The 25,152-nt window shown below is 71.5% G+C and carries 26 protein-coding genes and 4 pseudogenes; 13 read left to right on the top strand and 17 right to left on the bottom strand.

All coding sequences use genetic code 11. The annotated features are described in order from the left end of the window. Window positions 1-81: 81 nt before the first annotated feature. From AC38ZX_RS09475 to AC38ZX_RS09450, 6 genes and pseudogenes are all read right to left on the bottom strand, one after another. Window positions 82-1,259: pseudogene (locus AC38ZX_RS09475) on the bottom strand (bifunctional 2-methylcitrate synthase/citrate synthase). Continuing rightward, window positions 1,256-2,170 carry a methylisocitrate lyase gene (prpB, locus tag AC38ZX_RS09470; RefSeq protein WP_491297082.1) on the bottom strand — a complete coding sequence of 305 codons (915 nt, stop codon included), beginning with the start codon at window positions 2,168-2,170 and terminating at the stop codon, window positions 1,256-1,258. The pseudogene AC38ZX_RS09475 and the gene prpB overlap by 4 nt, the downstream one beginning before the upstream one ends. Then, window positions 2,170-3,639, bottom strand: coding sequence for an MmgE/PrpD family protein (locus AC38ZX_RS09465; RefSeq protein WP_491297350.1), 1,470 nt, complete (start codon window positions 3,637-3,639; stop codon window positions 2,170-2,172). The genes prpB and AC38ZX_RS09465 overlap by 1 nt, the downstream gene beginning before the upstream one ends. Window positions 3,640-3,905: 266 nt before the next feature. After that, window positions 3,906-5,093, bottom strand: a complete 1,188-nt coding sequence (locus AC38ZX_RS09460; protein ID WP_491297081.1) for an acetyl-CoA acetyltransferase — start codon at window positions 5,091-5,093, stop codon at window positions 3,906-3,908. After that, window positions 5,090-5,737, bottom strand: a complete 648-nt coding sequence (locus AC38ZX_RS09455) for a CoA transferase subunit B (protein WP_491297080.1) — start codon at window positions 5,735-5,737, stop codon at window positions 5,090-5,092. Before AC38ZX_RS09455 ends, AC38ZX_RS09460 begins: the two co-directional genes overlap by 4 nt. 11 nt (window positions 5,738-5,748) lie before the next feature. Continuing rightward, a complete protein-coding gene (locus AC38ZX_RS09450) occupies window positions 5,749-6,405 on the bottom strand; it encodes a CoA transferase subunit A (RefSeq protein ID WP_491297349.1) in 657 nt (218 codons plus the stop codon). A 155-nt stretch (window positions 6,406-6,560) separates the two neighbouring features. On the opposite strand from AC38ZX_RS09450, the gene AC38ZX_RS09445 reads away from it, so the two are divergent. Together AC38ZX_RS09445 and AC38ZX_RS09440 are read left to right on the top strand one after the other, a co-directional pair. Next, window positions 6,561-6,986: a helix-turn-helix domain-containing protein gene (locus tag AC38ZX_RS09445; RefSeq protein ID WP_491297079.1), complete on the top strand. Its 426-nt coding sequence runs from the start codon at window positions 6,561-6,563 to the stop codon at window positions 6,984-6,986. Continuing rightward, the gene (locus AC38ZX_RS09440; RefSeq protein ID WP_491297078.1) at window positions 6,872-7,390 is read left to right on the top strand and encodes an IclR family transcriptional regulator; all 519 of its coding nucleotides are present in this window, start codon (window positions 6,872-6,874) and stop codon (window positions 7,388-7,390) included. The genes AC38ZX_RS09445 and AC38ZX_RS09440 overlap by 115 nt, the downstream gene beginning before the upstream one ends. Window positions 7,391-7,402: 12 nt before the next feature. On the opposite strand, the gene AC38ZX_RS09435 is transcribed toward AC38ZX_RS09440, so the two are convergent. Beyond that, window positions 7,403-8,131: a DUF5995 family protein gene (locus AC38ZX_RS09435; RefSeq protein ID WP_491297077.1), complete on the bottom strand. Its 729-nt coding sequence runs from the start codon at window positions 8,129-8,131 to the stop codon at window positions 7,403-7,405. Beyond that, entirely contained in the window at window positions 8,128-8,991 is an 864-nt protein-coding gene (locus tag AC38ZX_RS09430; RefSeq protein WP_491297076.1) for a hypothetical protein, read from the bottom strand. Before AC38ZX_RS09430 ends, AC38ZX_RS09435 begins: the two co-directional genes overlap by 4 nt. Window positions 8,992-9,096: 105 nt before the next feature. Here AC38ZX_RS09430 and AC38ZX_RS09425 point away from each other — a divergent pair. Further along, window positions 9,097-10,167, top strand: a pseudogene (locus AC38ZX_RS09425) (DNA polymerase IV). A gap of 5 nt (window positions 10,168-10,172) precedes the next feature. On the opposite strand, the gene AC38ZX_RS09420 reads toward AC38ZX_RS09425, so the two are convergent. The 7 genes and pseudogenes from AC38ZX_RS09420 to AC38ZX_RS09390 form a co-directional block, all read right to left on the bottom strand. After that, on the bottom strand, window positions 10,173-10,934 hold the full coding sequence (locus AC38ZX_RS09420; protein WP_426595557.1) for a deoxyribonuclease IV: 762 nt from the start codon (window positions 10,932-10,934) through the stop codon (window positions 10,173-10,175). Window positions 10,935-10,964: 30 nt separating this feature from the next. Beyond that, window positions 10,965-11,840, bottom strand: a complete 876-nt coding sequence (locus AC38ZX_RS09415) for an HAD-IC family P-type ATPase (protein ID WP_491297075.1) — start codon at window positions 11,838-11,840, stop codon at window positions 10,965-10,967. 295 nt (window positions 11,841-12,135) lie between these two features. Then, window positions 12,136-12,687, bottom strand: a pseudogene (locus AC38ZX_RS09410) (cation-translocating P-type ATPase); the annotation flags it as partial. An 11-nt stretch (window positions 12,688-12,698) separates the two neighbouring features. Beyond that, on the bottom strand, window positions 12,699-13,745 hold the full coding sequence (locus AC38ZX_RS09405; protein WP_491297074.1) for an HAD-IC family P-type ATPase: 1,047 nt from the start codon (window positions 13,743-13,745) through the stop codon (window positions 12,699-12,701). An 89-nt stretch (window positions 13,746-13,834) separates the two neighbouring features. Next, entirely contained in the window at window positions 13,835-14,227 is a 393-nt protein-coding gene (locus AC38ZX_RS09400) for a DUF7144 family membrane protein (RefSeq protein WP_491297073.1), read from the bottom strand. A 110-nt stretch (window positions 14,228-14,337) separates the two neighbouring features. Further along, window positions 14,338-14,781: a hypothetical protein gene (locus AC38ZX_RS09395; protein ID WP_426595554.1), complete on the bottom strand. Its 444-nt coding sequence runs from the start codon at window positions 14,779-14,781 to the stop codon at window positions 14,338-14,340. Window positions 14,782-14,842: 61 nt separating this feature from the next. Beyond that, window positions 14,843-15,202 (bottom strand): nuclear transport factor 2 family protein, encoded by a 360-nt coding sequence (locus tag AC38ZX_RS09390; RefSeq protein WP_426595553.1) that lies wholly within the window; start codon window positions 15,200-15,202, stop codon window positions 14,843-14,845. Window positions 15,203-15,278: 76 nt separating this feature from the next. On the opposite strand from AC38ZX_RS09390, the gene AC38ZX_RS09385 reads away from it, so the two are divergent. The 6 genes from AC38ZX_RS09385 to AC38ZX_RS09360 all read left to right on the top strand — a co-directional run bounded on the left by AC38ZX_RS09385 (window position 15,279) and on the right by AC38ZX_RS09360 (window position 21,368). After that, complete coding sequence (locus tag AC38ZX_RS09385; protein ID WP_491297072.1) at window positions 15,279-15,950, top strand: sigma-70 family RNA polymerase sigma factor; 672 nt, start codon at window positions 15,279-15,281, stop codon at window positions 15,948-15,950. Further along, window positions 15,890-16,231, top strand: coding sequence for a nuclear transport factor 2 family protein (locus AC38ZX_RS09380; RefSeq protein WP_491297071.1), 342 nt, complete (start codon window positions 15,890-15,892; stop codon window positions 16,229-16,231). The genes AC38ZX_RS09385 and AC38ZX_RS09380 overlap by 61 nt, the downstream gene beginning before the upstream one ends. A gap of 137 nt (window positions 16,232-16,368) precedes the next feature. Next, window positions 16,369-18,204, top strand: a complete 1,836-nt coding sequence (locus tag AC38ZX_RS09375; protein WP_491297070.1) for a bifunctional metallophosphatase/5'-nucleotidase — start codon at window positions 16,369-16,371, stop codon at window positions 18,202-18,204. A gap of 166 nt (window positions 18,205-18,370) precedes the next feature. After that, complete coding sequence (locus AC38ZX_RS09370; protein WP_491297069.1) at window positions 18,371-19,072, top strand: NAD(P)H-binding protein; 702 nt, start codon at window positions 18,371-18,373, stop codon at window positions 19,070-19,072. Window positions 19,073-19,266: 194 nt separating this feature from the next. After that, entirely contained in the window at window positions 19,267-20,679 is a 1,413-nt protein-coding gene (locus AC38ZX_RS09365) for a hypothetical protein (RefSeq protein ID WP_491297068.1), read from the top strand. A 14-nt stretch (window positions 20,680-20,693) separates the two neighbouring features. Further along, window positions 20,694-21,368: a hypothetical protein gene (locus AC38ZX_RS09360; protein ID WP_491297067.1), complete on the top strand. Its 675-nt coding sequence runs from the start codon at window positions 20,694-20,696 to the stop codon at window positions 21,366-21,368. A 160-nt stretch (window positions 21,369-21,528) separates the two neighbouring features. On the opposite strand, the gene AC38ZX_RS09355 is transcribed toward AC38ZX_RS09360, so the two are convergent. Next, window positions 21,529-22,077, bottom strand: coding sequence for a DUF1269 domain-containing protein (locus AC38ZX_RS09355; RefSeq protein ID WP_426595548.1), 549 nt, complete (start codon window positions 22,075-22,077; stop codon window positions 21,529-21,531). A 179-nt stretch (window positions 22,078-22,256) separates the two neighbouring features. Beyond that, window positions 22,257-22,734 (bottom strand): annotated as a pseudogene (locus tag AC38ZX_RS09350) (DinB family protein). 188 nt (window positions 22,735-22,922) lie between these two features. On the opposite strand from AC38ZX_RS09350, the gene AC38ZX_RS09345 reads away from it, so the two are divergent. From AC38ZX_RS09345 to AC38ZX_RS09330, 4 genes are all read left to right on the top strand, one after another. Beyond that, a complete protein-coding gene (locus AC38ZX_RS09345; RefSeq protein ID WP_426595546.1) occupies window positions 22,923-23,246 on the top strand; it encodes an ArsR/SmtB family transcription factor in 324 nt (107 codons plus the stop codon). After that, complete coding sequence (locus AC38ZX_RS09340) at window positions 23,243-23,671, top strand: SRPBCC family protein (protein WP_426595545.1); 429 nt, start codon at window positions 23,243-23,245, stop codon at window positions 23,669-23,671. The genes AC38ZX_RS09345 and AC38ZX_RS09340 overlap by 4 nt, the downstream gene beginning before the upstream one ends. Next, complete coding sequence (locus tag AC38ZX_RS09335) at window positions 23,668-24,444, top strand: alpha/beta fold hydrolase (RefSeq protein WP_426595544.1); 777 nt, start codon at window positions 23,668-23,670, stop codon at window positions 24,442-24,444. Before AC38ZX_RS09340 ends, AC38ZX_RS09335 begins: the two co-directional genes overlap by 4 nt. A gap of 155 nt (window positions 24,445-24,599) precedes the next feature. After that, a complete protein-coding gene (locus AC38ZX_RS09330; protein ID WP_491297066.1) occupies window positions 24,600-25,151 on the top strand; it encodes a hypothetical protein in 552 nt (183 codons plus the stop codon). The last annotated feature ends 1 nt before the right edge of the window (window position 25,152 follow it).

The following is a 25,152-nucleotide window of genomic DNA, read 5'->3' as shown; positions in this document are numbered from 1 at the left end:
CTCCGCGAGCCCACGACGGGCCCGACACGAGTTGACACGAGACGGGGGTGCGACCGGTTCACCCGGACCGGGCGGCGGGAGTCAGCCGAGCTCCTCCGGGCGGTCCGCCAGCGCCAGCTCGTCGGCGTGCGGGACGTACCCCTCGACGTGCCGCTCGTCCGGGCCGACGTACTCCGACAGGGGTCGGATCAGCGCGTTCGAGGCCGCCTGCTCGAGGATGTGCGCGGTCCAGCCCGTGATCCGGGCGGCGACGAAGATCGGCGTGAAGGTCGCGGTGTCGAAGCCGATGAGGTTGTAGGCGGGCCCAGACGGGTAGTCCAGGTTCGGGTAGATGCCCTTGCGCGCGACGAACTGGGTCTCGAGCGCGGTGTACAGCTCGAGGACGTCGGGTCGGTGGTAGTGCTCGACCAGGCTCTCGAGCGCAGCCCTCATGGTAGGGACCCGGGAGTCGCCACGCTTGTAGACGCGGTGCCCGAAGCCCATGATCTTGCGCTTCTCGGCGAGGGCGGTGTCCAGCCAGGCCGTCACGTCCTGCGCGGAACCGATCTCGTCGAAGACGTGCATGACGGCCTCGTTGGCGCCGCCGTGCAGCGGGCCCTTGAGCGCGCCGATCGCGGCGACGACCGCCGAGTAGAGGTCGCTCAGCGTCGAGGTGACCACCCGAGCCGTGAACGTCGAGGCGTTGAACGAGTGCTCGGCGTACAGGATCATCGACCGGTTGAATGCGTCGACGACGGCCTCGTCGGCCTCCTCGCCGAACGTCATCCAGAGGAAGTTCGCGGCGTAGTCGAGGTCGTCGCGCGGCTCCACGGCGTCCAGCCCGCGTCGACGACGCTGGCCGTACGCGACGATCGCCGGCAGGGCCGCGAACAGCTGCAGGCTGCGCCGCAGGTTGTCCTCGGGGCTGCCGCCGGCGTCGAGCACCGAGCCCGAGCCGGCCAGCGCCGCAGCTCCGAGGAGGCTGACCGCGGTCCGCACCTCGTCCATCGGGTGCGCGTCGAGCGGGGTCAGGTCCAGGACCGTCCGGACGTCCGGGTCGAGGGCGCGCAGCGGACGCTCTGTGGAGCGCAGCTCGGCGAGCTGCGCGTCGTCGGGGACTCGCCGTTCCACAGCAGGTAGGCGACCGCCTCGAACGGCTGGGTGGACGCGCTCTGCACGGGGTAGCCGCGGTAGAGCAACGAGTTCGTCTCGGGGTTCACCTTGGACACCGAGGTGGTGTCGACGACGACCCCGGCCAGCCCCTTCTTGATGTCCGTCATGCACCGCTCCTGTTGTTGTCCAGGTCGAACGTGAAGATGCCCGCGTCGAAGGTCGAGTAGCTCTCGTAGTCGAGCAGCTCGTACAGCCGGGCGCGGGTCTGCATCTCGGGCACCCTCGACGTCAGGGAGCCCTCGGCGAGGATCGTCTCGAGGCCGCGTTCGGCCGCGCCCATCGCCAGGCGCAGCAGCGAGACCGGGAAGATCACGATGTTCACGCCCACGTCGGCCAGCTGGCCGGTGGTGAACAGCTCGCTCTTGCCGAACTCCGTCATGTTGGCCAGGATCGGCACGCTCACCGCCGCCCGGACCGCCGCGAACTCCTCCAGCGAGGCCATCGCCTCCGGGAAGATCGCGTCGGCTCCGGCGTCCTGCAGCGCCCTGGCCCGGTCGACGGCGGCAGCCAGCCCGTCGACGCCCCGGATGTCGGTGCGCGCCATGATGAGGAAGTTGGGGTCGCGACGACCCTCGACGGCCGCGCGGATGCGCTTGAGCGCGGTGGCCTCGTCGACCACCTCCTTGCCGTCGAGGTGGCCGCAGCGCTTGGGGTTCACCTGGTCCTCGAGGTGCATCCCGCTGATGCCCGCGTCCTCCAGCACCTGGACGGTGCGCGCGACGTTCATGGGCTCGCCGAACCCGGTGTCCGCGTCGATGAGGGTGGGCAGGTCGGTGACCCGGGCGATCTGCGCGCCGCGCTGCGCGACCTCGGTGAGCGTGGTCAGGCCGATGTCCGGCAGCCCCAGGTCTGCCGAGAGCACCGCGCCCGAGATGTAGACGCCCTCGAAGCCCTTGTCCTGGATGAGGGCAGCGCTCAGCGGGTTGAAGGCACCGGGCATCCGGATCAGGTCGCCGGCGCCCAGGCGGGCCCGGAAGGCGGCGCGCTTGTCCGCGGCGGTCACGCTCGAGTGCAGCATCAGAGCAGCCCCTTCGGTGCCTCGGGCAGGTCGGCGACCAGCACGTTGAGGTCGCCCACCTCGGCGGGCGTCAGCGACGGCAGCCGCTCGGCCAGGCCCAGGAACGTGTCGATCTGCCCCTCGGAGAGCACCGGGCCGGCCAGCGTGCGGAACTTGCGGACGTAGTCCGGCCGGGTGAACGGCCGCGCGCCCAGCGGGTGCGCGTCGGCCAGCGCGATCTCGTCGACGATCCGGCCGCCGCCCACCAGGTCGATCTCGACCCGTCCGCCGAACGCCTTCTCCGTCAGGTCGTTCGAGTGGTACCGCCGCGTCCACTCCGCGTCCTCGACGGTGCTGATCTTGTGCCAGAGCGCCACCGTGTCCGGTCGCGTGGCCCGCGACCGCGCGTACGAGAGGTTGTGGTCCCACGAACCGTCCTGCAGCGCGACCGCGAAGATGTAGGCGATCGAGTGGTCCAGCGTCTCGCGGCTGGCCTCGGGGTCGAACTTCTGCGGGTCGTTGGCGCCGGTGCCGATCACGTAGTGCGTGTGGTGGCTGGTGGCCAGCACGATCCGCTCGACGTTGGCGGGGTCGCGGATCTCGGGGTGAGCGGCTCCCAGCGCGCGGGCCAGGTCGATCCACGCCTGCGCCTGGTACTCGGCCGAGTGCTCCTTGGTGTAGGTGTCGAGGATCGCGCGCTTGGCCTCTCCGGGCTCCGGGAGCGGAACCTCGTAGCGGCCCTCGGGTCCGTCGAGCAGCCAGGCGATGACGCCGTCCTCGCCCTCCCAGATCGGTGACGGGCTGGTCTGGCCGCGCATGGCCCGGTCGACCGCCTCGATCGCCATCTTCCCGGCGAATGCCGGAGCGGATGCCTTCCAGGTCGAGATCTCGCCCTTGCGCGACTGCCGGGTGGCCGTCGTGGTGTGCAGGGCCTGCCCGATCGCCTGATAGATCGTCTCGACCGGCAGGCCCAGCAGCGTCCCGATGCCCGCCGCCGCGCTCGGGCCGAGGTGGGCCACGTGGTCGATCTTGTGGGCGTGCAACGAGATGGCCTTCACCAGGTCGACCTGGATCTCGTACCCGGTCGCGATGCCGCGCAGGAGCGCGGCACCGTCGGCGCCGGTGTGCTGCGCGACGGCGAGGACCGGCGGGATGTTGTCTCCGGGGTGCGAGTACTCGGCCGACAGGAAGGTGTCGTGGTAGTCGAGCTCGCGCACGGCGACGCCGTTCGCGTAGGCCGCCCACTCCGGGCCGTACCGCCCCGCGATGCCGAACACCGTCGCGCCCGCTCCCCCGGACGCCGGACCGACCGGATGGGCCTGCGCCTGCCCGCGGGCCGCGACGATCGGGGCGCGCTTCAGAGACGCGACCGCGACGGACGCGTTGTCGATGAACCGGTTGACGATCATGTCCGCGACGTCCGGGTCGACGGCGACCGGGTCGGCGGCGACCTCGGCGATCTTCCAGGCCAGCTGCTCCTCGCGCGGCAGCGGCTCGGAAGCTCTTGTAGGTACGCAGCGGGTGGAGCCTCATCAGGTGGTGGTGCCTTTCTCTGCCGGGCGGCGCCCGGTGTGGGGAGCGGTCCCCCGCATCATGTCGTTGAAACGCTCGGCGACGTCGATCTCGTCGGGACGCCGGGCGTCGCGTCGCACCCTCCCACGTTCCACCAGCACCTCGATGCGTCCCCGCCGAGCAGGTCCATCGTCACCGCGAGGTGGTCGTCCAGCAACATGGCGCTGCGAAGACCCCGGTGCGGTCACACGGACTCGAGGACGCTCACGTAGCTGGCCACCGCGAGGCCGCCCATGTTGTGCACGGCTGCTCGCCGAGCCCCGGGCAGCTGCATCTCGCCGGCGGTCCCGGCCAGCTGCATCGCGGCGATCACGTGCTGGGAGACGCCGGTCGCGCCGACCGGGTGACCCTTCGCCTTGAGTCCGCCCGAGAGGTTCACGGGCAACCGGCCGTCGCGGTAGACGGAGCCGTCCTCGATCGCGATCGCACCCTTGCCGCGCGGGGCCAGGCCCATCACCTCGTACAGGATGAGCTCGGCGATGGTGAAGCAGTCGTGCACCTCGGCGAGGTCGAGGTCGTCGACCGTCACGCCGGCCATGGCGAGCGCGCCGTTCCAGGCGGCGACGCTGCCCGCGAACGCGACCGGGTCGCGCTTGCTCGCGGGCAGGAAGTCGTTGGCCTGGGCGAAGCCGGCGAGGCGCACGGGTGCGGTCGCGGCGCCGGTGACGGGGGCCGTGGTCAGGACGACCGCGGCGGCGCCGTCGGAGACCGGCGAGCAGTCGGTGCGGCGCAACGGGTCGGCGACCATCGGGTTGCGGTCCGAGACGGTGCGGCAGAACTCTACGGACAGCTCCTTGTGCAGCTGGGCGTAGGGGTTGGCCATGCCGTTGTGGTGGTTCTTCGACGCGATCGACCCCAGGACGTCCGAGACGCTGCCGAACCGGTCCTGGTAGGCGATGGCCGTCGTCGCGAACAGCCCCGCGAAGCCGCTCGTCGACTCGGTGCCCGCCGACTCGTAGTCCGCGCCGAGCAGGGCCGCGCCGACGACGGACGCCGGGGCGTGCGTCATCTTCTCCGCCCCGATCACCAGGACCGCCTTGGCCGTCCCCGCCAGCAGCGACTTGACGCCCTGCTGGAGCGCCGCGGAGCCGGACGCGCAGGCGTTCTCGACTCGCGTGGCGGGGGTGCCGGCGAGGTCGTCGGACACCTGCAGTGCCAGCGAGGAGGCGAAGCCGAGCGGGAGGAGGCCCGAGTTGAACTGGCCGAGGTAGATCTCGTCGATGTCCCGGGCCTCGAGCCCGCTGGCGTCGATCGCCTCGCGCGCGACCTGGACGATCAGCGACTCGAGGGTCTCGTCCGTGAGCTTGCCGAACGGGGAGTGGCCCCAGCCGGTGAGCAGGACATCCGTGCCGAAGCGTTCGCGCAGGCTCATCGGGCCACCGCCATCTCGATCTCGAAGGACGCACCGGTGGACGCGCGGACCTCGTCCAGGGTCACGTCCGGGGCGAGGGCGTTGAGCACCAGGCCGTCCGGCGTCACCTCGAAGTCGGCGAGGTTGGTGATGATGCGCTGGACGCAGCGCAGCCCCGTGAGCGGCAGCGTGCAGTGGTCGACGATCTTGGGCGACCCGTCCCTGGCCGTGTGCTCGGTGAGGACGACGACGCGCTTGGTGCCGGCGACGAGGTCCATCGCCCCGCCCATGCCCTTCACCAGCCTGCCGGGGATCGCCCAGTTGGCCAGGTCACCCGTGCCGGACACCTCCATCGCGCCGAGGAACGCGATGTCGACGTGGCCGCCGCGGATCATCCCGAACGACGTCGCCGAGTCGAAGATCGACCCGCCCGGCAGCACCGTGACCGTCTGCTTGCCGGCGTTGATGAGGTCCGCGTCCTCGTCGCCCTCGAACGGGAACGGCCCCATGCCGAGCAGCCCGTTCTCGCTCTGCAGGGTGACGGTGAGCCCGTCGGGGATGTTGTTGGCGACGAGGGTCGGGATGCCGATCCCCAGGTTGACGTACGCACCGTCGCGCAGCTCGGAGGCGGCCCGCGCGGCCATCTCGTCCCGTGTCCAGGGCATGTCCGTTCTCCTCACGCGCCCGTCGCGACGCGGGGTCGCACGGTGCGCTGCTCGATGGGCTTCGTGCGGGGCGAGGCGAGCACGACGCGCTGGACGAAGATCCCGGGCGTCGCGACGACATCCGGGTCGATGGCGCCGGCCTCGACGATCTCCTCGACCTCGGCCACCGTGATCCGGCCCGCGGTCGCGACGGCCGGGTTGAAGTTGCGGGCCGTGTAGCGGTAGGTCAGGTTGCCGGCCGTGTCGGAGCGGTGCGCGCGGACCAGGGCCAGGTCGGCGGTGATCGCGCGCTCCTGCAGGTAGGTGACCCCGTCGAAGTCCGCGGTCGGCTTGCCCTGCGCGACCTGCGTCCCGACGCCGGTGCGCGTGTAGAACGCAGGGATGCCCGCGCCGCCCGCGCGCAGACGTTCGGCGAGCGTGCCCTGCGGCACGAACTCCACCTCGAGCTCGCCGGAGAGGTACTGCTGCGCGAACAGCTTGTTCTCCCCCACGTAGGACGCGACGACCCTGGCCACCTGGTTGTTCTCGAGCAGGACCCCGAGTCCGACGCCGTCGACGCCCATGTTGTTCGAGACGATCACGAGCTCGCGCGCCCCCGAGTCGCGGACCGCTTCGATGAGGTCGAACGGGTTCCCGCTGAGCCCGAACCCGCCGACCGCGATGGTCATGCCGTCCCGGATCACGTCCCGGACGGCCGACGCCGCGCTCTCTACCTGCTTCGACACGTCTCTCCTTCGAGCGCTCGATCGCTGAATCGTCGCGACCGTACGTCGTCCACGGAGGACTTTCATCATGTGGACTACGATGTGGAATCTCGGAGGTGATGTTTCACATGGTGGACTTTCTCTCGTCCGTCGCACCCCATCCGCCGGGCACCCAGGTGGTGCAGCGCGTCGGTGCGCTCCTGCGTCAGATCTCGCTCGCCCGGGACGCCGGTGCCCGTCTCAGCGACCTCGTCGAGAGCACCGGCCTCACCAAGCCGACCGTGCACCGGCTGCTCAGTGCGCTCGCCGTCGAGGGACTGCTCGACCACGACGACGAGACGGGCCGGTGGTTCCTCGGCCCGGAGATGTACGTGATGGGCACGGCGTCGGCGAGCCGGTTCCCCATCGAGGACTCGCCCACCCGTCGTTGGTGCGGCTCGCGGCCGCGACCGGCGAGTCCGCGTTCCTGTCGATGCGGCGCGGCAACGAGACGATCTGCCTCCTGCGTGAGGAGGGCAGCTTCCCGGTCCGGTCGTTCGTCCTGACCGAGGGCTCACGCTTCCCGCTCGGCATCGGGTCGGCCGGCCTGGCGATCCTGGCCCACCTCGACGAGGCCGAGCGCGAGGACGCCCTCGCCCGGCTGGACCTGCGCGGCGGCCGCTGGGGCGTCGCCCAGTCGGTCCCCGCGATCCGCCAGACCATCGCCGACGCGAAACGGCTCGGCTACGTCGTGAACCCCGGCCGGATCGTCGAGGGCAGCTGGGGCATGGCCGCGGCCATCTTCGACCGGGGCAACCGCCCGATGTGGGCGTTGACGCTCACCGGCATCGAGACGCGCTTCCAGACGGACCGGCAGGCCGAGCTCGGACGGCTGCTCCTGCTCGAGGCGCACCGGGTGACGCGGCGCCTGGCCGGTGGCGCCGGCCGTCCCAGGACGACGCCCGGATGAGCGGGAGCAAGGTCAGGCGCCCGGGAGCAGGACCCCGAAGCCGCGGCGGGCCAGGCTGAGCAGGACCTGGCCCGACGGCAGCAGGTCCCGAACCCGGTCGGCGCACAGAACCTCCAGCTCGGCCAGGACAGGCTCGTAGCGACCGACGCGCCGCGCCCGGTCGAGCACGACGGCGTTGCGCCACACCTTCGCGCGGGCCTCGGCCAGGAAGCGTCGGGACGCAGCCCGGTTGGCGGGCCGTAGGAGCCGGTCGAGCGGTGTGACGCGGGAGACCGCGCTGAGCTCGTCGTCCTCGGCTCCGACGCGGGCCTGCAGCACCAGGTCGAGGTGCTGGTGGTCGGCCGACCGGCGCTGCAGCACGTCAGGCTCGTCGAACTCGGCGGACGAGATCACCGCGAGCAGGGCCTGAGGGAGGTCGTAGTTGATGTGCGCGTTGAGCCCGAGCAGCACGTGGCGCAAGGGTGGGAGCCCCGGGCGCGCACCGAACGCTACCTTCCATGGCCCCGACACGGGTCTGCCCGCGCGGTCGGCGTCGAGGGCCTCGAGGTAGAGCTCGGCGAAGGCGACGTCCCACCGCGCGACCCAGCCGGGATCGGCGAACCCGCCGGCCGCGATCTCGTCCGCGACCGCGACGGTGGTGCGCAGGTACGTGGCGTGGAAGAACCGCCGCACGTCGCCGTCCAGGGACCCGAGGTCCGTCCGCATGCGCAGCAGCAGCGCGTCGAGCTCGCCGCTCGTCACGGCGACCGCCGCTCCATCCGCACATACAGGGCGGCGGTCGAGAGCGTGAGGCCGACGAACCCCACCACGAACAGCCAGGTCAAGGGTCGCGCCGGGTCCAGCGAGGACCGCCCGCGGACGCCCGCGACGACGAGCAGGACGAGCATCACGAGGGCCACCTGCACAGGGATGCGCGCGCTGCTCCACCGCTGCTCCCGGATGGCACCGAGGCCGGCGGACCCCAGGCAGAAGACGGCTCCCATCACGCGGGCGGTCAGCGGCGTCAGGGGCCACGGCCAGATCGAGACGGCCGTCGCGGGGGCGACGAACAGGAACAGGCCGGTGACCAGGGCGAGGCCCCCGACGCCGGCGATCACCGCGGCGGCGGCACCCGGCAGACGGAGGTCGTCGGCGGCGGCCGGTGCGTCGTGCACCCGGTTGCGCCACCAGACCCACGCGATGAGGAACGGCGTCGTGAAGTAGAGCAGCACCCAGAGCCAGAACGCGACGTGCCCGTGGACGAAGGTCTCCCAGTGCAGGAGCGTCGCAACGCCCATCAGGGTGGCGAACAAGCCGACGGGCGGGAAGCCGGCCTTGATCGTGTGCCAGCCGGACGCCCCGGCCGCCCGCACGAAGAAGTAGGCGCCGCCGAGGTAGGCCGACCCGAGGACCATCGCCGACAGGTGGGCCTTGATCGTCCACGCGAACAGCCGACCGGTGTCGCTCGGCCACGGGTAGAGCACGGCCCAGGCCAGCAGCAGGAACGGGACGATGACGATCGACACGACCCGCGTGGCGCGCAGCACGCGGTCGTCCGGCATCGGGGTGCTCGGGACCTCGGCCGCCACGTGGACCTCCGGGTCGGCCGGCGCGGGCGGCACGCAGACCGTCCTTCGGCCCGCGTCCCGACCGGTCCTGCGGGCAGTTCGCAGTGTCGTCGCACGTCCGAGGGGGTGTCAACGGTGCCGGACCGGCAGACTCGGTGCATGAACGTCCCCGCGCCGTGGGTGCTGCACGTCGACCTCGACCAGTTCGTCGCGGCGGTCGAGGTCCTGCGCAACCCGGAAGCTGGCCGGCAGGCCGGTGGTCGTCGGCGGGCGCGGCGACCCGACCGAGCGCGGTGTCGTGTCGACCGCGTCGTACGAGGCGCGCGCGTTCGGGGTGCACTCCGGACTCCCGCTACGGGTGGCGGCGCGGAAGCTGCCCGACGCGGTCTTCCTGCCGGTCGACGCCCCGGCGTACGAGGCCGCCTCGGACGAGGTCATGGCGGCGCTGCGGACGCTCGGGGCCGTCGTCGAGGTGCTCGGCTGGGACGAGGCGTTCCTCGGCGTGGTCACCGACGACCCGGAGGCCCTGGCGGAACGCGCGCAGGACGTGGTGCTGGCCGAGACCCGGCTGCACTGCTCGGTGGGCATCGGCGACAACAAGGTGCGGGCCAAGATCGCGACGGAGTTCGGCAAGCCCGCAGGCGTGTTCCGGCTGACCGCGGAGAACTGGTTCGAGGTCATGGGCCACCGGCCGACCAGGGACCTGTGGGGCGTCGGGTCGAAGGTGTCGGGCCGCCTGACCGCGCTCGGCATCACGACCGTCCGGGAGCTGGCCGACGCGGACGCCGAGGCGCTGGTGGAGCAGTTCGGGCCGAGGATGGGCCTGTGGTACCACGGGCTCGGGCAGGGACTCGGGCCGACGACGGTCGACGACACCCCGTGGGTCCCACGCGGGCACAGCCGCGAGACCACCTACCAGCAGAACCTGACGACGCCCGAGCAGGTGCGTGACGCCGTCGAGGTCCTGGCGCGCGACGTCGTGCTGGACACGGCGCAGGACGGACGCCTGGTCGTCCGGGTCGCGCTCAAGGTGCGGTACGCCCCGTTCGTCACCAAGACGCTGAGCCGCAGCTGCCCGCCCCGACGCGCGACGCCGACGTCGTCGTCGGGGCGGCCCGCGCGCTCGCGGCGACGCTGGAGGACCGCGAGGTCCGGCTGCTCGGCGTCCGGGCCGAGATGGAGATGCCGCCGGACCCGACCGAGCACACCCCGGTGCGCGGCCGGATCTGAGCCGTTCAGCCGGCGAGCGCGGCGCGCAGGAACGCGATGTCGGCGGCCTGCCCCTCGGGCGGCGTCTCGACGATCGCGTCGCACCCGGCCTCCCGGACCACGTGCGCGACGAGCTCGGGCGGGATCGTGCCGGTCGCGTAGCCGGCGTGCCGGTCCCGCTGGGAGCCGGCGTCGTCGCGGGAGCTGTTCGCATGCACGAGGTCGATGCGTCCCGTGATGGCGCGGACCCGGTCGACGATCGTCTCGAGGTCCTCGCCCGCCGCCCACGCGTGGCACGTGTCCAGGCACAGGCCGACGTCGTACTGCCCGATCGCGTCCCACAGCAGCGCTATCCGGTCGAGCGTGCGCGCGCAGGCGTTCTCGCCGCCGGCGGTGTTCTCCACCAGGACCCGCACCGGGAACGTCGCGCGCTCGAACGTCTTGCGCCAGTTGTCGATGCCGGTCGCGATGTCGTCGCCGTCCCCCACGTGGCCGCCGTGCACGACCAGCCCGCGCGCGCCCAGGTCGGCCGCGGCCGACGCGTGCTGCGCGATCATGTTCCGGCTCGGGATGCGGATCCGGTTGTTGGTCGACGCGACGTTCACCAGGTACGGCGCGTGTGCGTAGATGCCGAGCCCCGAAGCCACCAGCGCGTCGGCGTCGGCGCGGGGCACCGGCTTCTTCCAGCCCTGCGGGTCGGCGAGGAACAGCTGGACGCACTGCGCGCCGAGCTCGGCGGCGGTCGCCACCGGGTCGTCGCCGTGCGTGTGCGCGCCGATCAGGACCACGTCGTTCTCCCTCCGCCCGGCTGGACCGCCCTAGACCCGCGCACGCGCCGGGGCGACGGCGTCCTGCGTCTCCAGGACCGGCGTGGTCGAGGCGTGCCGCCGCATGAACACCTTGTCGAGCTCGGCGACGATGGGGAGCAGCAGCGCCAGGCCCAGGCAGATGAGCCACTGGTTGCCGGTCAGCGCCTGGGTGGTGAGCCAGCCCTGCAGGAAGTTCAGCTGGGTGGCCAGGACGATGAGGGCGATCGGACCCGAGAGCACCTTGACCGCCGTGAGCAGGGGCGCGGCCAGCCCGGATTCCGGCTCGCGCCGCAGCACGAGTCCCGAGAGCACCGACCCGAGCCCCATGACGACGAAGGCCATGGTCATCGACGCCGTCGGGTGGTCGGGGTTCGGGGTGTCCGGTCCCAGCACCAGGGGAATGCCCGAGGAGATGCACAGGACCGCGCCGTAGAGGATCCAGCGACCCACCGCACGCCGGTTGCTGATGCCCAGCTTCGGGTCACGGGGCACCCGGTCCATGATCCCGGGCCCGACCGGGTCGAGCATGATCGCGATCACCGGGAACACGCAGACGAAGAAGTTGAGGAACAGCACCATCATCGGGGTCATCGCGACGCCGTCGGCGATGTTGAAGATGCTGGCCGCCAGGAACAGCAGCACGAGCCCGATCAGCTGGCTCATCTGGAACCGGATGTACGCGGTGATCTTCTGGTAGATGCTGCGGCCCAGCTCGACGGCGTGCACCAGGGTGCTGAAGTTGTCGTCGGTGAGCACCAGGCGCGCGGCCTGCTTCGTCACCTCGCTGCCCGACCCCATCGCGACGCCGATGTCCGCCTGCTTGATCGCAGCCGCGTCGTTCACGGCGTCGCCGGTCATGGCGACCACCAGGCCCTCGCGCTGCATGAGCTGGACCAGGCGGAAGCTTGTCCTCCGGGGTGACGCGTCCGAACACGTGCAGGTTGGGCAGCTGCGCGAGCAGCTCCTCGTCGGTGAGCTTCGCCAGCTCGGGGCCGCTGATCGCGCCGGGGCCGAGTCCGAGCTGCGCACCGATCGCGCTCGCCGTGACCGCGTGGTCGCCGGTGATCATGCGGACCTCGATGCCGGCCTTCAGCGCGATCTCGACGGCCACCTTGGCCGTCGGGCGCAGCGGGTCGACGATGCCGACGAGGCCGACGAACACGAGCTCCTCGACGTAGGACATCGGGTCGGCCACGATCAGCGGCTCGTCCTTGGCCGTCAGGAATCGCGCCGCGAACGCGAGGGTCCGCAGGCCCTGCCGCGACAGCCGGTCCTGCTCGGCCTCGATCTCGGCGCGCATCGTCCCTAGGTCGACGAACTCCCCCGGGCCGGCCAGCGCCTTCGTGCAGCGCTGCAGGACGACGTCGGGGCCGCCCTTGACCACCTCGACGAGGGTGCGGTCGCCACGCCAGGGCACCCACTGCGTCGTCGCCATGAACTTGTACGCCGAGTCGAAGGGCACCTCCGCCACGCGCGGGTAGGACCGACGGCTCTCCTCCGCGTCGACCCCGATCTTCGCAGCCAGCACGACGAGCGCCGCCTCGGTGGGATCGCCGATGATGTGGCCCGAGTCCGACACGGTGGCGTCGCTGGCCAGGCACAGCCCGAACGCCAGCGGGGTCAGGTCAGGGACCTCGTCGCCGGCCGCGTGCAGGATCGAGCCCGTCTTGCCGTACCCGGTCCCCTCGACCGTGAAATGCCGGCCCACCGTGAACAGCGCGGTCACCGTCATCTCGTTGAGGGTCAGGGTCCCGGTCTTGTCGGAGTTGATCGAAGCTCGTCGCGCCGAGCGTCTCCACGTCGTTCAGGTTCGCGACGACCGCCTTGGCGTCGGCGAGCTTGCCGTGCGCCGTACGCGAGCATCGCCTGCACGAAGGTCGGCAGGCCGGTGGGGATCGCCGAGATCGCGACGGCCGTGGCGAGGAAGAGCAGGTCGCTCGCGGACTGGCCGCGCAGGATCCCGATGAGCACGATGACCGCGACGGCGCTCCACGCGATCGCGCCGAGCACCTTGGTCAGCCGGTCGAGCTCGCGCTGCAGGGGCGACTTCGTCTTCTCCACCGAGGAGAGCAACGTTGCGATGTTCCCGATCTGCGTGGTCATGCCGGTCGCGGTGACGAGCATCGTTCCCGTGCCGCGGGTGACCGACGTGTTCTGGAACGCCATGTTGGCGCGGTCGCCCAACGGGACCGCGTCGTCGGCCAGGACCAGGACGTCCTTGCCGATCGGCGCGCTCTCCCCCGTGAGGGCCGCCTCCTGCGTCTCCATCGTGGCGGTGCGGACGAGTCGTCCGTCGGCCGGCACGATGTCGCCGGCCTCCAGCTCGACGACGTCCCCCGGCACCAGCTGGCTGGCGGGGATCTGCACGAGCGTGCCGTCGCGCCGGACCCGCGACTGCGGCTCCTGCATCGTGGCGAGGGCGTCGACGCTCTTGCGCGCGAGCATCTCCTGCCGGGCACCGATGAGCACGTTGAGCACGACCAGGAATCCCACGATGAGCGCGGTCGACACCTGACCGATCGCCAGGCTGACCAGGGCGACGGCGACGAGCATGATGTTCATGGGGTCGCGCACCTGCTCGAGCACCACCGACCACAGGGACGGCGGCGCCTGCGCGGTCAGCTTGTCGGGGCCGTACCGAGCCTGCCGCGCCGACACCTCGGCCGCGGTGAGCCCCGTCTCGAGGTTGCTGCTCAGCTCGGCAGCAGTCTGATCCGGCGTGCGTGCCCACCACCTGGTCGGCTCGCTCTGCGGCGCCGCGATCTCCGGAGACGCTGAGGTCGATGTCACGAGGACTCCCATCGATGTCGAGTCGGGTTCGACTCCCTCGCCACGCTAGCGCGACGACGTGGACGTTCGGTGTACGGCGATCGGTCCGCTCAGCTGGTGACGTCGCGGCCGCGAACGGTCAGCGCCCAGATCACGAAGATGTTGAGCGCGATCACGGTGACGGCCCAGACGGGGTAGTACGGCAGCCACGCGAAGTTGGCGACGGCGCTGACCGTGGCGACGATCACGCCGACCGTCCGGGCCCACACCTGACCGACGAGGACGAACACACCCGCGATCCCGATGACGATCCCCAGGATCAGGTGGATCCAGCCCCACGTCGTCACGTCGAACTCGAAGAGCCACTTCTGACCGACCACGTAGAACGTGTCGTTGACCAGCGCCACGAGTCCCTGCACCGCCTGGAAGAACCCGATGACGATCATCATCGTCGCCGCGAACACCGTCATCCCGACAGCCAGTCCACTGTGCTTCTCGGTCATCGTGGGTCCCCTCGTAGGTCCGTCGTCACTGGTCGACCGGGGCAAGTACCCCGAATCGGATCATGGCCGAACTTGCAGGTCAACGCCAGAGCGACACCCCGTCCGAGGGGTCAGCGCGTGCTGAGCACGAGGAGGAACTGGCCGCCCCCGGGTTCGACGCTCGCCGCGACCCGCAGGTCGGGCGCGAACCGGGAGAGACGGTCCTCGAGCCAGGCCGCGGCCTGGTCGCCGTCGGCTCGGGTCGGGCACCGGCCGACGACCTCGCGCCCACCCTTGCGGGTCAGGCGCTCGACGGTCGCCACGATCGGCGCGGGTTCCACGACGAACAACGCCGAGGACCAGGGCACGACCGGCTTCACGGCTCCCTTGCGGGTGTTGCACGCCCGGTGGGCGAGGCGCTCGGACCCAGGAACCGGCTTCTTGCCCTTCGGCGTCGCTCCCCCGTCGATGCTCGGGCCGCGGTCGGCGTTCACGGATGCGTCGGGGTCGACGGGCTCGTCGCAGAGCCAGCATCGCCAGCCGTCGCGCCGTCCGACCTCGTCCAGGGTGCTCATGGCCGGAGGCTACGCGATGCCGGCGCGAGCGCCCGCACGGGGCGCGGGCCGCCTGACCGCGTCATCCCGCGGCGGCGCGCGCCTGCTCGAACGGCAGGCGGTCGAAGACCATCTGCAGCTCCGTGATCAGTCCGTCGACGACCGTGTGCCGCTCAGCGGCCGGCGCGGACGCGACGAGCGCCGTCGACGTGTCGTAGTACAGGAGTGCGGTGTCGTCGTCGCCGAACGCGGACAGCAGCGCCGACGAGAGGAGCATCCGCGCGAACGGCTCCATGAACGCGCGGAGCTGGTCCGGGCCGTGCAGACGCCCCGCCGGCGCGACGACCACGACGTCCGGGCTCACGTGCGCCATGGCGGCGTCCAGGTCGCCGCCCGACCAGGCGGCGAAGTAGGCGACCGAGGTGTCGAGTGCCTTGCTCATGGTGACCTCCGTGTGGTGAGCCGACACAGGTGTAGACACCGCGCGAGCATCAGGAGGAACGCGGATACTGCCGCCCATGGCACATGCGCCGGACCTCGGACCGGGCCTGGGCCCGGTCGACGGCCCGGACCCTGACTTCGGCACGCTCGTCGGGCCCCACCTGCGTGAGCTGCGCATGCACTGCTACCGGATGCTGGGGTCCGCCACCGACGCCGAGGACGTCCTGCAGGACGTGCTCCTGGCGGCCTGGCGCGCGCTGCCGCAGTTCGAGGGGCGCTCGTCGCTACGGACGTGGCTGTACCGGATCGCCACCCGAGCGTGCTTGAACACCCTGCGCGCCGGGCGGCGTCGGCCCGCGGTACCGGTCGCACCCTTCGACGTGCCAGAGCCGACCCGACGCGCAGGGATCACCTGGCTCCAGCCGTGCCCCACGGACTGGCTCGAGACAGACCCGACGAGCCGCCGCGACGCCCATGACGACGTCTCGCTGGCGTTCGTGGCCGCGCTGCAGCTTCTCCCGCCCCGCCAGCTGGCCAGCGTCGTGCTCTGCGACGTGCTCGACTTCTCGCCCGACGAGGTCGCAGGGATCCTGGGCGCCACACCGCTCGCCGTCAAGGGACTCCTCCAGCGCGGACGCGCCCGGCTGCGCGCACCAACGTCCACGCCCGACGGTGCGGCGCCGGAGCCGTGGCGCAGTTCGCGGACGCGTTCGTCGCCCGCGACGTCGGCGCTGTTGTCCGGCTGCTGACCGAGCACGCGGCGTGGTCCATGCCGCCGGCACCGCACGAGTACCGCGGTGCAGCCGACATCACCGCCTTCCTGACGGCGAGCTGGGCCTGGCACGGCAATTCCGAGCTCAGCGTCGTGCCGACGAGCGCGAACGGTCAGCCGGCATTCGGTTGCTACCTGCACGGAGTGTGGGGTGGCCTGCTCGTCCTGACCCCGGACGGCGATCGCATCGGGGCCGTGACGCGCTTCCTCGACGACGACCTCTGGCGGCCGTTCGGCCTGCCGCGGATCCACGCCTGACGAAGCGACGACTGGACGAACCCCTGCCGAACACTTCGGTCACCCGATCGCCTCGAGATGTCGGCCCCACCCGATCGGGTTAGGTTGCCCGGCGTACCGCAACCCGGTGCACAGCCGACACACAGGAGGACTGCGACATGGGTTTCAGCGTCTCGCACCGCGCAGGTGCCAGAGCAGGAGCGGTGGCAGCAGCCGTCGCCCTGACCGTCGCCCTCGCATCACCGGCCACGGCCGGTGAGGGGCACGGGCACAGTTCCGACGACTACCACCTCACCGTCATGGGCACGACCGACCTGCACGGCAGCGCCCTGAACTGGGACTACTTCAAGAACGCTGAGTACGACGACAGCGCCCACAACGACGTGGGCCTGGCCAAGGTCTCGACGCTCGTGAACCAGGTGCGCGCCGACAAGGGCCGCCGCAACACACTCCTGATCGACGCCGGGGACACCATCCAGGGCACGTCGCTCGCGTACTACTACGCCAAGGTCGAGCCGATCTCCAAGACCGTCGAGCACCCGATGGCCGCCGCCATGAACGCCATCGGGTACGACGCGGCGGCCGTCGGCAACCACGAGTTCAACTACGGCATCCCCTACCTGCGCACGTTCGAGCGCCAGCTGGACTTCCCGTTGCTGGCCGCCAACGCGCTGGACGACGGGACGGGCCAGCCGGCGTTCGCGCCCTACGTCATCAAGACCGTCAAACCCGCGCACGGCAAGCCGATCCGCGTCGGGATCCTCGGGCTCACCAACCCCGGGATCGCGATCTGGGACAAGGCCAACGTCGAGGGCAAGATGCACTTCGACGGGCTGGTCGAGCAGGCCGCTCGCTACGTGCCCGAGATGAAGCGCAAGGGTGCCGACGTGGTCGTCGTCGCCGCCCACTCGGGGGCGGACACGTCCTCGTCGTACGGTGACGCGCTGCCGTTCCCGGAGAACGCGGCGACGCTGGTGGCCCAGCAGGTGCCGGGCATCGACGCCATCCTGGTCGGGCACGCCCACCAGGAGATCGCCCAGCGCGTGGTGACCAACACCGCGACCGGGAAGCCCGTCGTGCTCTCCGAACCCCTGAAGTGGGGCGAGCGGCTGTCCGTGTTCGACATCGACCTGTCGTTCGCGCGGGGTCACTGGGCGGTGCAGTCGGTGGGTGCCCAGGTGCTCAACTCGAACACGGTGCCCGAGGACCCGAAGATCGTGACGATGCTGGCGGCGGACCAGCAGAAGGTGGTCACCTACGTCAACGGCGTCATCGGGACGGCCACCGAGGCCATGTCGGCCGCGACGGCGCGCTACGAGGACACCGCAGCCCTCGACTTCATCAACCACGTGCAGGCGGGCGCGGTGAAGGCCGAGCTGACCGGGGCCGACGCCGACCTGCCCGTCCTGTCCATCGCCGCCCCGTTCAACAAGGACGCGGCCATCCCGGCGGGCACCGTCTCGGTGCGGGACGTGGCGGGGCTGTACATCTACGACAACACCCTCCTGGGCATCAAGCTCACGGGCGCGCAGGTCAAGGCGTACCTGGAGAAGTCGGCGGAGTACTTCAAGCCCGCACCCACCCCGGGCACGTACGCGTCGGCGGACCTCACCAACGCGGTGACGCCGACGGCGCCGACCGGCACGCCGGACTACAACTACGACGTCATGGGTGGTCTGGACCAGCCGCTCACGTACGACATCGACCTCGCGCAGCCCGTCGGCAGCCGCATCACGGGTCTCGCCTACGGCGGGGTCCCCGTCACCGACGCGCAGGAGTTCGTCGTCGCGATCAACAACTACCGGCAGTCCGGGGGCGGCAACTTCCCCGGCGTGGTCGGCGCGCCCGTCGTCTACAACCGGCAGGTCGAGATCCGGCAGCTGCTGATCGACTGGGTGACCCAGCACCAGGTGGTCGACCCGGCGGAGTTCTCCGCGACGAACCCCGACTGGCGGCTGACGTCCGGCGGCCAGCCGCTCACCATCACGCCCTGACACGGTTGACGGGCGTCGCACCCTTGGTCGGGAGCGACGCCCGTCGCTACTGTCGCCGAGGAGGCAGGGCACATGACACGAGCGATAGCGGTCACCGGCGCGACCGGTGCGGTAGGTCGCCTCGTCGCCGAGGAGCGCGGGCCACGGCATCCTCGCGCGGCTCGTCGTGCGCGACCCCGCCGGCGCCCGGCTGCCCGCCGTCGCGGCCGCCGACGTCCGTCGCGCCGACTATGCCGATGCCGTCGCCGGTCGCGTCGCCCTCGCGGGGGTCGACGTGCTGTTCATGGTCTCCGCGACCGAGAGCGCGGACCGCCTGGACGTCCATCGAACGTTCGTCGACGCGGCCGCAGATGCGGGCGTACGGCACATCGTCTACACGTCGTTCCTGGGCGCTTCGCCCGATGCCACGTTCACGCTCGCCCGGGACCACTGGGCGACCGAGGAGCACATCCGCGCGTCGGGCATGACGTTCACGTTCCTGCGTGACGGCTTCTATCTCGACTTCCTGCCCGACCTCGTCGGCCCGGACGGAGTCATCCGCGGTCCTGCCGGCACGGGACGCGTGGCCGCGGTGGCCCGGGCCGACGTCGCGCGCTCGGCCGTGGCCGTGCTCCGCTCGCCCGACGAGCACCGCGGTGCGGCCTACGACCTGACCGGCCCGGACGCTCTCTCCCTCACGGAGGTGGCGGCGATCCTGACCGAGGCGACGGGCACGGACGTGCGGTTCCACGACGAGACGATCGAGGAGGCGTACGCGTCCCGCGCGTCCTACGGTGCTCCGCGCTGGCAGGTCGACTCCTGGGTCAGCACGTACACGGCCATCGCGGCCGGCGAGCCGCACGCACCAGCGACGCCGTCCGGACCCTGACCGGCCGTCGGCCCACGAGCCTTCGGGAAGCCTCCTCGCGGGGTGATCCCCGGGTCCGGCATTTCACCCACGCGCCACCGACCCTCCTCGTCGATCCCGCACCCCTCTCGAGTAACGGCACGACGCGTGGCGCCCTGCCTCGCGCCCCGCCGGGCTGCGGGCAGCCGCCCGCGGCATCTCGAGAGGGGAAGCCCATGGCTGACGACATCGAGCCGGCCCGGTTGCAGTTCCGCCGGCTCATCACCGCGAACCCGAACCACTTCGGGACGCTGACAGACAAGGCGCTCGCCGAGCTGCTCCCGGTGATCGAGCCGAAGCAGTCCGACACCGCCTACGAGGAGATCGGTTGCGTCTCCTACAGCCCCGAACGTGATCGGCTCGAGGCCACGATCGTCATCAAGCGGGCCTACGGCTACTCCGGCGGCCCGTGCACGCACGGCTCCGTCGAGTGGGTCCGCTTCTTCGTCGACTTCGGGTCGGGCTGGGTGGACGCCGGGTCGGCCGCCGCACGCGTCTTCGACGTGCCGCTGGGCACGGACTGCACCGGCGGCCCGGACCACCCGTACATCGCCGTCGCGGGGGTCGACCTGACCCCGGTCCGCAAGTTCTGCACCACCCCGGTGCTGCCGCGCGTCCGGGCGATCCTGTCCTGGGAGCACGAGCCGACAGCCGGGGACCCCGCGTTCCCGCCCGTCTGGGGCGAGGTCCAGGAGGACACCGTCCAGATCCGGCCGCGCATCCGGTTCACCCTGCACGACGTGGTCGACACGCTCGGCCCGGCCCTGCAGATCGACCCCAAGGCGCTGGATGCCCTGATCGAGCAGGAAGCCGTCCCGATCCCCGTCCCGGAGCCCGACCCGGTCGGACCCGTGGCGCTCAACCCGCAGCCGCTGCCGCCCGTGGGACCCGACCCGGTCCCGCTGTCCGTCCACCAGCTGACCCGGATCTACTCCCCCGACAAGCTCAAGGTGCTCGCCGAACGGGCCATCGACAAGCGCATCGCCCGGCTGGCCCTCGAGCCTGTGCCACCGCACCGGTTCGCGGCCGCCGAGTCGTCGTCGGCGGTCGCCAGTGCGATGTCGTCGACGACCCTGGCCACGACGTCCCTGGCCTACACGAAGCTCGACCTGGACTGGGGCAGCATCGTCGCCACCCTGGGCGACGGGTCGGGCGACACCACCTACGAGCAGCTCGAGTGCCTGGGTCTCGACGACGCCGCGCGCAACCTCGTCGCCACGTACCGCGTCAAGCGGCCCACCGGGTTCTCCGGCCCGCCCTGCTCGGCGGGGTCCACGGAGTACGTGGCCTTCTGGGCCGACTTCGACGACGACTGCCGCTACACCTATCTCGGCACCGTGAAGGTCGGGGCGCACGACTACATCACGATGCCCGGGGGCGGGCTGTCATACGCGGCGGTGCTGCCGCTCGACCTCGACGCCTACCGGCGCCTCTGCACCGAACCCGGCCTCCACAAGGTGCGGGCCGTCCTCTCGTGGAACACGCCGCCGTCGACCACCGACCCCGACGCCGTCCCGCACTGGGGCAACCAGCCAGCACCACCGTCCACGTCCTGCCCGGCCGGGGCTACGACGGGACCGCGCGGCTGACCATCGTCGGTGGCGTGGCCACCTCCGAGATCAACGCCGTCACCGGGGTCACCACGCCGGTCGCGCACATCGCGTACAACGGCGCGCTGCTCGACGCTCGTGGCTGCCCGTTCGCCGGCCTGGTCACGGTGCACGGTCCGACGGACCCGGCGCTCGCCGGGACCAAGTACCGACTCATGGTGCACGACGTGACCACCGGCGGGACACCGACCCCCGTCACCGACCCGTTCTTCGTCGTCAGCTCCGCTGCCATCGGCAGCTGGGTGACGCCCGGCGCGGGCGGCTGGACCGACTGGCCCACCTGGTACGCCAACACGCTCGGCACCCTGGGGTACATGCACTCCTCGGGCGACGACGTGTGGCAGGTGAAGCTCGCTGCAGGGCTCGGGGACCACCGTCGACTCCCAGGTGTTCCAGCTCGACAACACGCTGGCCACGGCCTCGGCCGACCCGGCCAACTCGGCGCACCTGGCGGTCGACCCCGGGCAGCTCTCGGCCCAGGGCTGCGGGAAGTTCACGCAGGGCATGACGATCCTGGGGACGTTCGACGCCCACGACACGTGGTTCGACTCGTGGGGCTTCAGCCTCCTGCCGACCCCGCTGCCGGTGGGCGCGCTGTCGACGTCCCTGTCGATCGCCACGTCGCAGGCCCCGGTCGGGTCGACGTGGGCTGGACACCGGTGGCCTGACCTCGTGCGGCTACGTCCTGCGGCTGACCACCTCGGACCGGGCGATCATCAACTCGGTCGGGACGGGTCGCAGCCTGCCCGTCGACATCGGGTTCTGCATCGAGTAGTCCCGGGCACGACGATGCCCCGGGCATGGCGCCCGGGGCATCGTCGGTCGGACTCAGGCCTCGGCATCCTTGGCCGCGGCCTTGATGTCGGCGGCGGCGACGTCGTCGATGGCACCCTCGACGATCCGGTCGGCCTTCTCGAGCGCCTTGCGGATCTTGACCTCGCCCGGGTCGGAGACGAGCGCCAGCAGGCCGGAGTGGCCGGGCAGGATCGCGTCCTCGAGCTCCTTGGCCAGCTCGCCCTTGTTGCGCAGCTCGCGGACCTTGCCGATCGCCGCGCCACCGGCACCCAGGACAGCGGCGCTGCCGAGGATGGACGGCGGGAAGACCAAGCCGAGCACGACGCCACCCACGACGCCCCACTTCAGGCCCGACTTGGTGCTGTGGTCGGTCGCCTTCTGGACCTCGAGCTTGCCGTCCTCGCCCCGCTTGACGACCACGACGCCCTCGATCTCGACCGTGCGGCCGTCCTCGAGCGACTCGAGCAGCTCGTAGGCCTCCCATGCGGCGTCCAGGCTGGCGAAGTCGGCGACGAGGAGCGTGTAGGCCCCATCGCTCACGGCCGCGACGACCTCGATGTCGTTTGCAGCGTCTTCAGACATGTGGTGCTCCTTCTGTGAGTGCGCGTTCCGGGCAAATCCGACTGTAGTCCCTGGTCACGGCGCCGCGGACGACGGCGGACGACCTCGAGGTGACCACCGGGCGTACAGACGGGTGGAGTTACCCGCCTCCGCCACGCCGTCGCCCGAGTGCGTTCGGGGCTCGTCATGAGCGTGCCGCCTCACTCGACGCCGCCGACGCGGCGCGCCGCCGCCTCGACACCCTCGACGTACGCGGCCCAGTCGATGTCGGGGACGTTCGGGTCCTGAGGGCGGCTGCCGACGGATCCGTCGACCAGCTCACGCACGATGTCCGCGTGGCCGGCGTGGCGGGCGGTCTCGACGCTCATGTGCACGAGCATCCGGTGCAGGGTCACGCGGCGGTTCTGCTCGCTCCACCACGGCACGGTGCCGGTCGCGTCCAGCGACAGCGCCTCGATCGTCGCGTCGCTGTGCGCGGCGCAGAGGTGGTGCAGCTCGACGATCTGCTCGCGGCTCTCGTCGGCGGTCGCCCACATGTCCGCGTTGGCCCGTGCGCCCTGCGCGAACCAGGGCAAGCTCCCCCGCGAACGGGCGGTCGAACACCTCGCCGAAGTAGCCCACCTCGACACTGGCGACGTGCTTCACCAGACCGAGCAGGTTGGTGCCCGTACGGGTCATCGGCCGGCGGATCGCATACTCGTCGAGCCCGTCGAGCTGCTCAGCAGGCTCGCGCGCTCGGCCTTCAGGTAGCGGTGCAGGGTCGTCTTCTCGTTGTCCATCCCGTCACTATGTCGGGGTCCGATCCAGGACGCCCGTTCACAACCCGATCGTTGTACAACTGCTTGGTTGTGGCTAGGATCGGGCACATGACCGTGCTGCAGGACGACCTGACCCTGGTGTTCACCGCGCTCGCGGACCCCACCCGCCGCGCGATCCTCGAACGGCTCACGCACGGTGACGCGACGGTCCACCAGCTGGCCGAGCCCTTCGCCATCTCGCAGCAGGCCGTGTCCAAGCACCTGCTCGTGCTGGAGCGCGCGCGGCTCGTCTCGCGTTCGCGTGACGGGCAGTCCCGCCCCTGCACGCTGGATGCCGACCGCCTCGCGGCCGCCGTCGGCTGGATCGAGACCAACCGGCAGGTCTGGGCCGACCGGCACGACCGCCTCGCCGCCCACCTGGAGACACTGTGACCGAGCTGACCTTCCGCCGCATCCACCGCGCGACGCCCGAGCTGCTGTTCGACTGCATGACCACGCCTACGCACCTGACCCACTTCTGGGGTCCGACGGGCACCACGACGCCGGTCGAGAACATCACCGTCGACCTACGGCCCGGCGGCGCGTTCGAGACCACGATGGTCGGCTCGGACGGCGGGCGGTACACGATGCGTGCCGTGTACGTCGAGGTCGACCGACCCGACCGGCTCGTCTGGCGGGACGTCGACCACGACATGCTCACGACGCTCACGTTCGTGGACCTGCACGACGGACGCACCGAGGTGACCACCCACCAGGTCCGGGTGCCCGCCCAGATGGCGAGCCCGCAGGCACAGTCCGGGTTCCTGACCAGCCTCGACCGGTTCGACGCGTACATCAGCGACGGAGCACGACCATGAGCACGACCGTGACCTCCCCCGACGGCACCGCGATCGCCTGCACCCGCACCGGCGACGGTCCTGCCCTGATCCTGGTCGACGGTGCGATGTGCTACCGCGGCGCCGGCCCGATGGACGCGCTCGCGGAGCTGCTGCAGGGCGACTTCACCGTCTACACCTACGACCGCCGCGGCCGGGGCGAGAGCACGGACACGCTCCCGTACGCCGTCGAGCGCGAGATCGAGGACCTCGTCGCGCTGATCGATGCGGCAGGCGGTCACGCCCGCGTCTACGCGATGTCGTCGGGCAGCGCGCTCGCCCTCGCGACCGCCGCTGTGACACCCGGCATCGAGCGCCTGGCGCTCTACGAGCCGCCGTACATCGCCGAGGCGGGTCTGCAGGAGCGGGCCGACCAGTACTCGGCGGAGCTGGCATCGGCGACGACCCGCGCGGACGCGGTCGCCGCCTTCCTCTCGTATGTCGGCGTGCCCGAGCCGGCGGTCGCCGGCATGCGTGCGGGACCGGGATGGGACCGCCTCGAGGCGATCGCGCCGACCCTCGCCTACGACAACGCGCTGATGGCCGGCAGCAGGGTCCCGCGCGAGCTGACGGCGACGATCGCGGTGCCGGTCCTGGTGCTCACGGGCGGCGCCAGCCCGCCGTTCCTTGCGGCCGCCGGCCAGGCCGTCGCCGACGCGCTCCCGGACGGCACCCGCACGACGCTCGAGGGTCAGACGCACGACGTCGACGCCCCGGCCCTGGCGCCCGTGCTCCGGTCGTTCTTCCTGGGCTGAGCCGCCTCGTCCTGTCTTCATCTCCACCGGATGATGACGTGCCCGCTCACGCAGGCGAGTCTGCGGAGGGTGAGCCGTCGAACCGCTGGACCTCGCCCGTCGCTCCGCCGCGCCGTCCTCGCCCTGGCGGTCGTCCCGCTGCTGGCGTTGGCCGGATGCTCGTCGTCCGGCGAGCCGGCGGCGACGCCCACCCCGACCCCGACACCGACGCCGACCGGCCTGAGCGCCGCGGCGTGGGCCGACGACGTGTGCACCGCGCTCGGCGACCTGACCACGAACATCGGCGCGATCGGGGACGGCCTGAGCGTCCAGCTGGGCTCGGGCGACGCGCTGGACCAGCTCACCAGCAGCTCGGCGCCAACGTCGCGACCGCCGGTGCGTCGCTGGACGACCTCACGTCCGCCATCGGCGACGCCCCGGACACCGACGAGGCCACCGCCCTGAAGGAGAGCCTGCAGGCGAGCGCCGGCGACGTGACGTCGGCGACGCGGGACGCCCGGGCCGCCGCACAGCAGGCCGCGGACGCCACGAACGTCGCCGGGTTCCTCGGTTCGGCCGGTACCGCACTCACCGCCACGTCGACCGCGCTGACGGCGGCCAAGGAGTACGCGACGACGCTGCTGTCCGCGGCGGCCGGCTCCGGCGGCGCCCTGAAGTCGGCGTTCGCCGACGCGGACAGCTGCACGGCCCTCAGCAAGGAGTCCTGAC

The organism is Cellulomonas sp. McL0606, assembly GCF_058248365.1.
The sequence above is the reverse complement of the archived record's forward strand: the minus strand, read 5'-3'. Positions and strand labels throughout refer to the sequence as shown.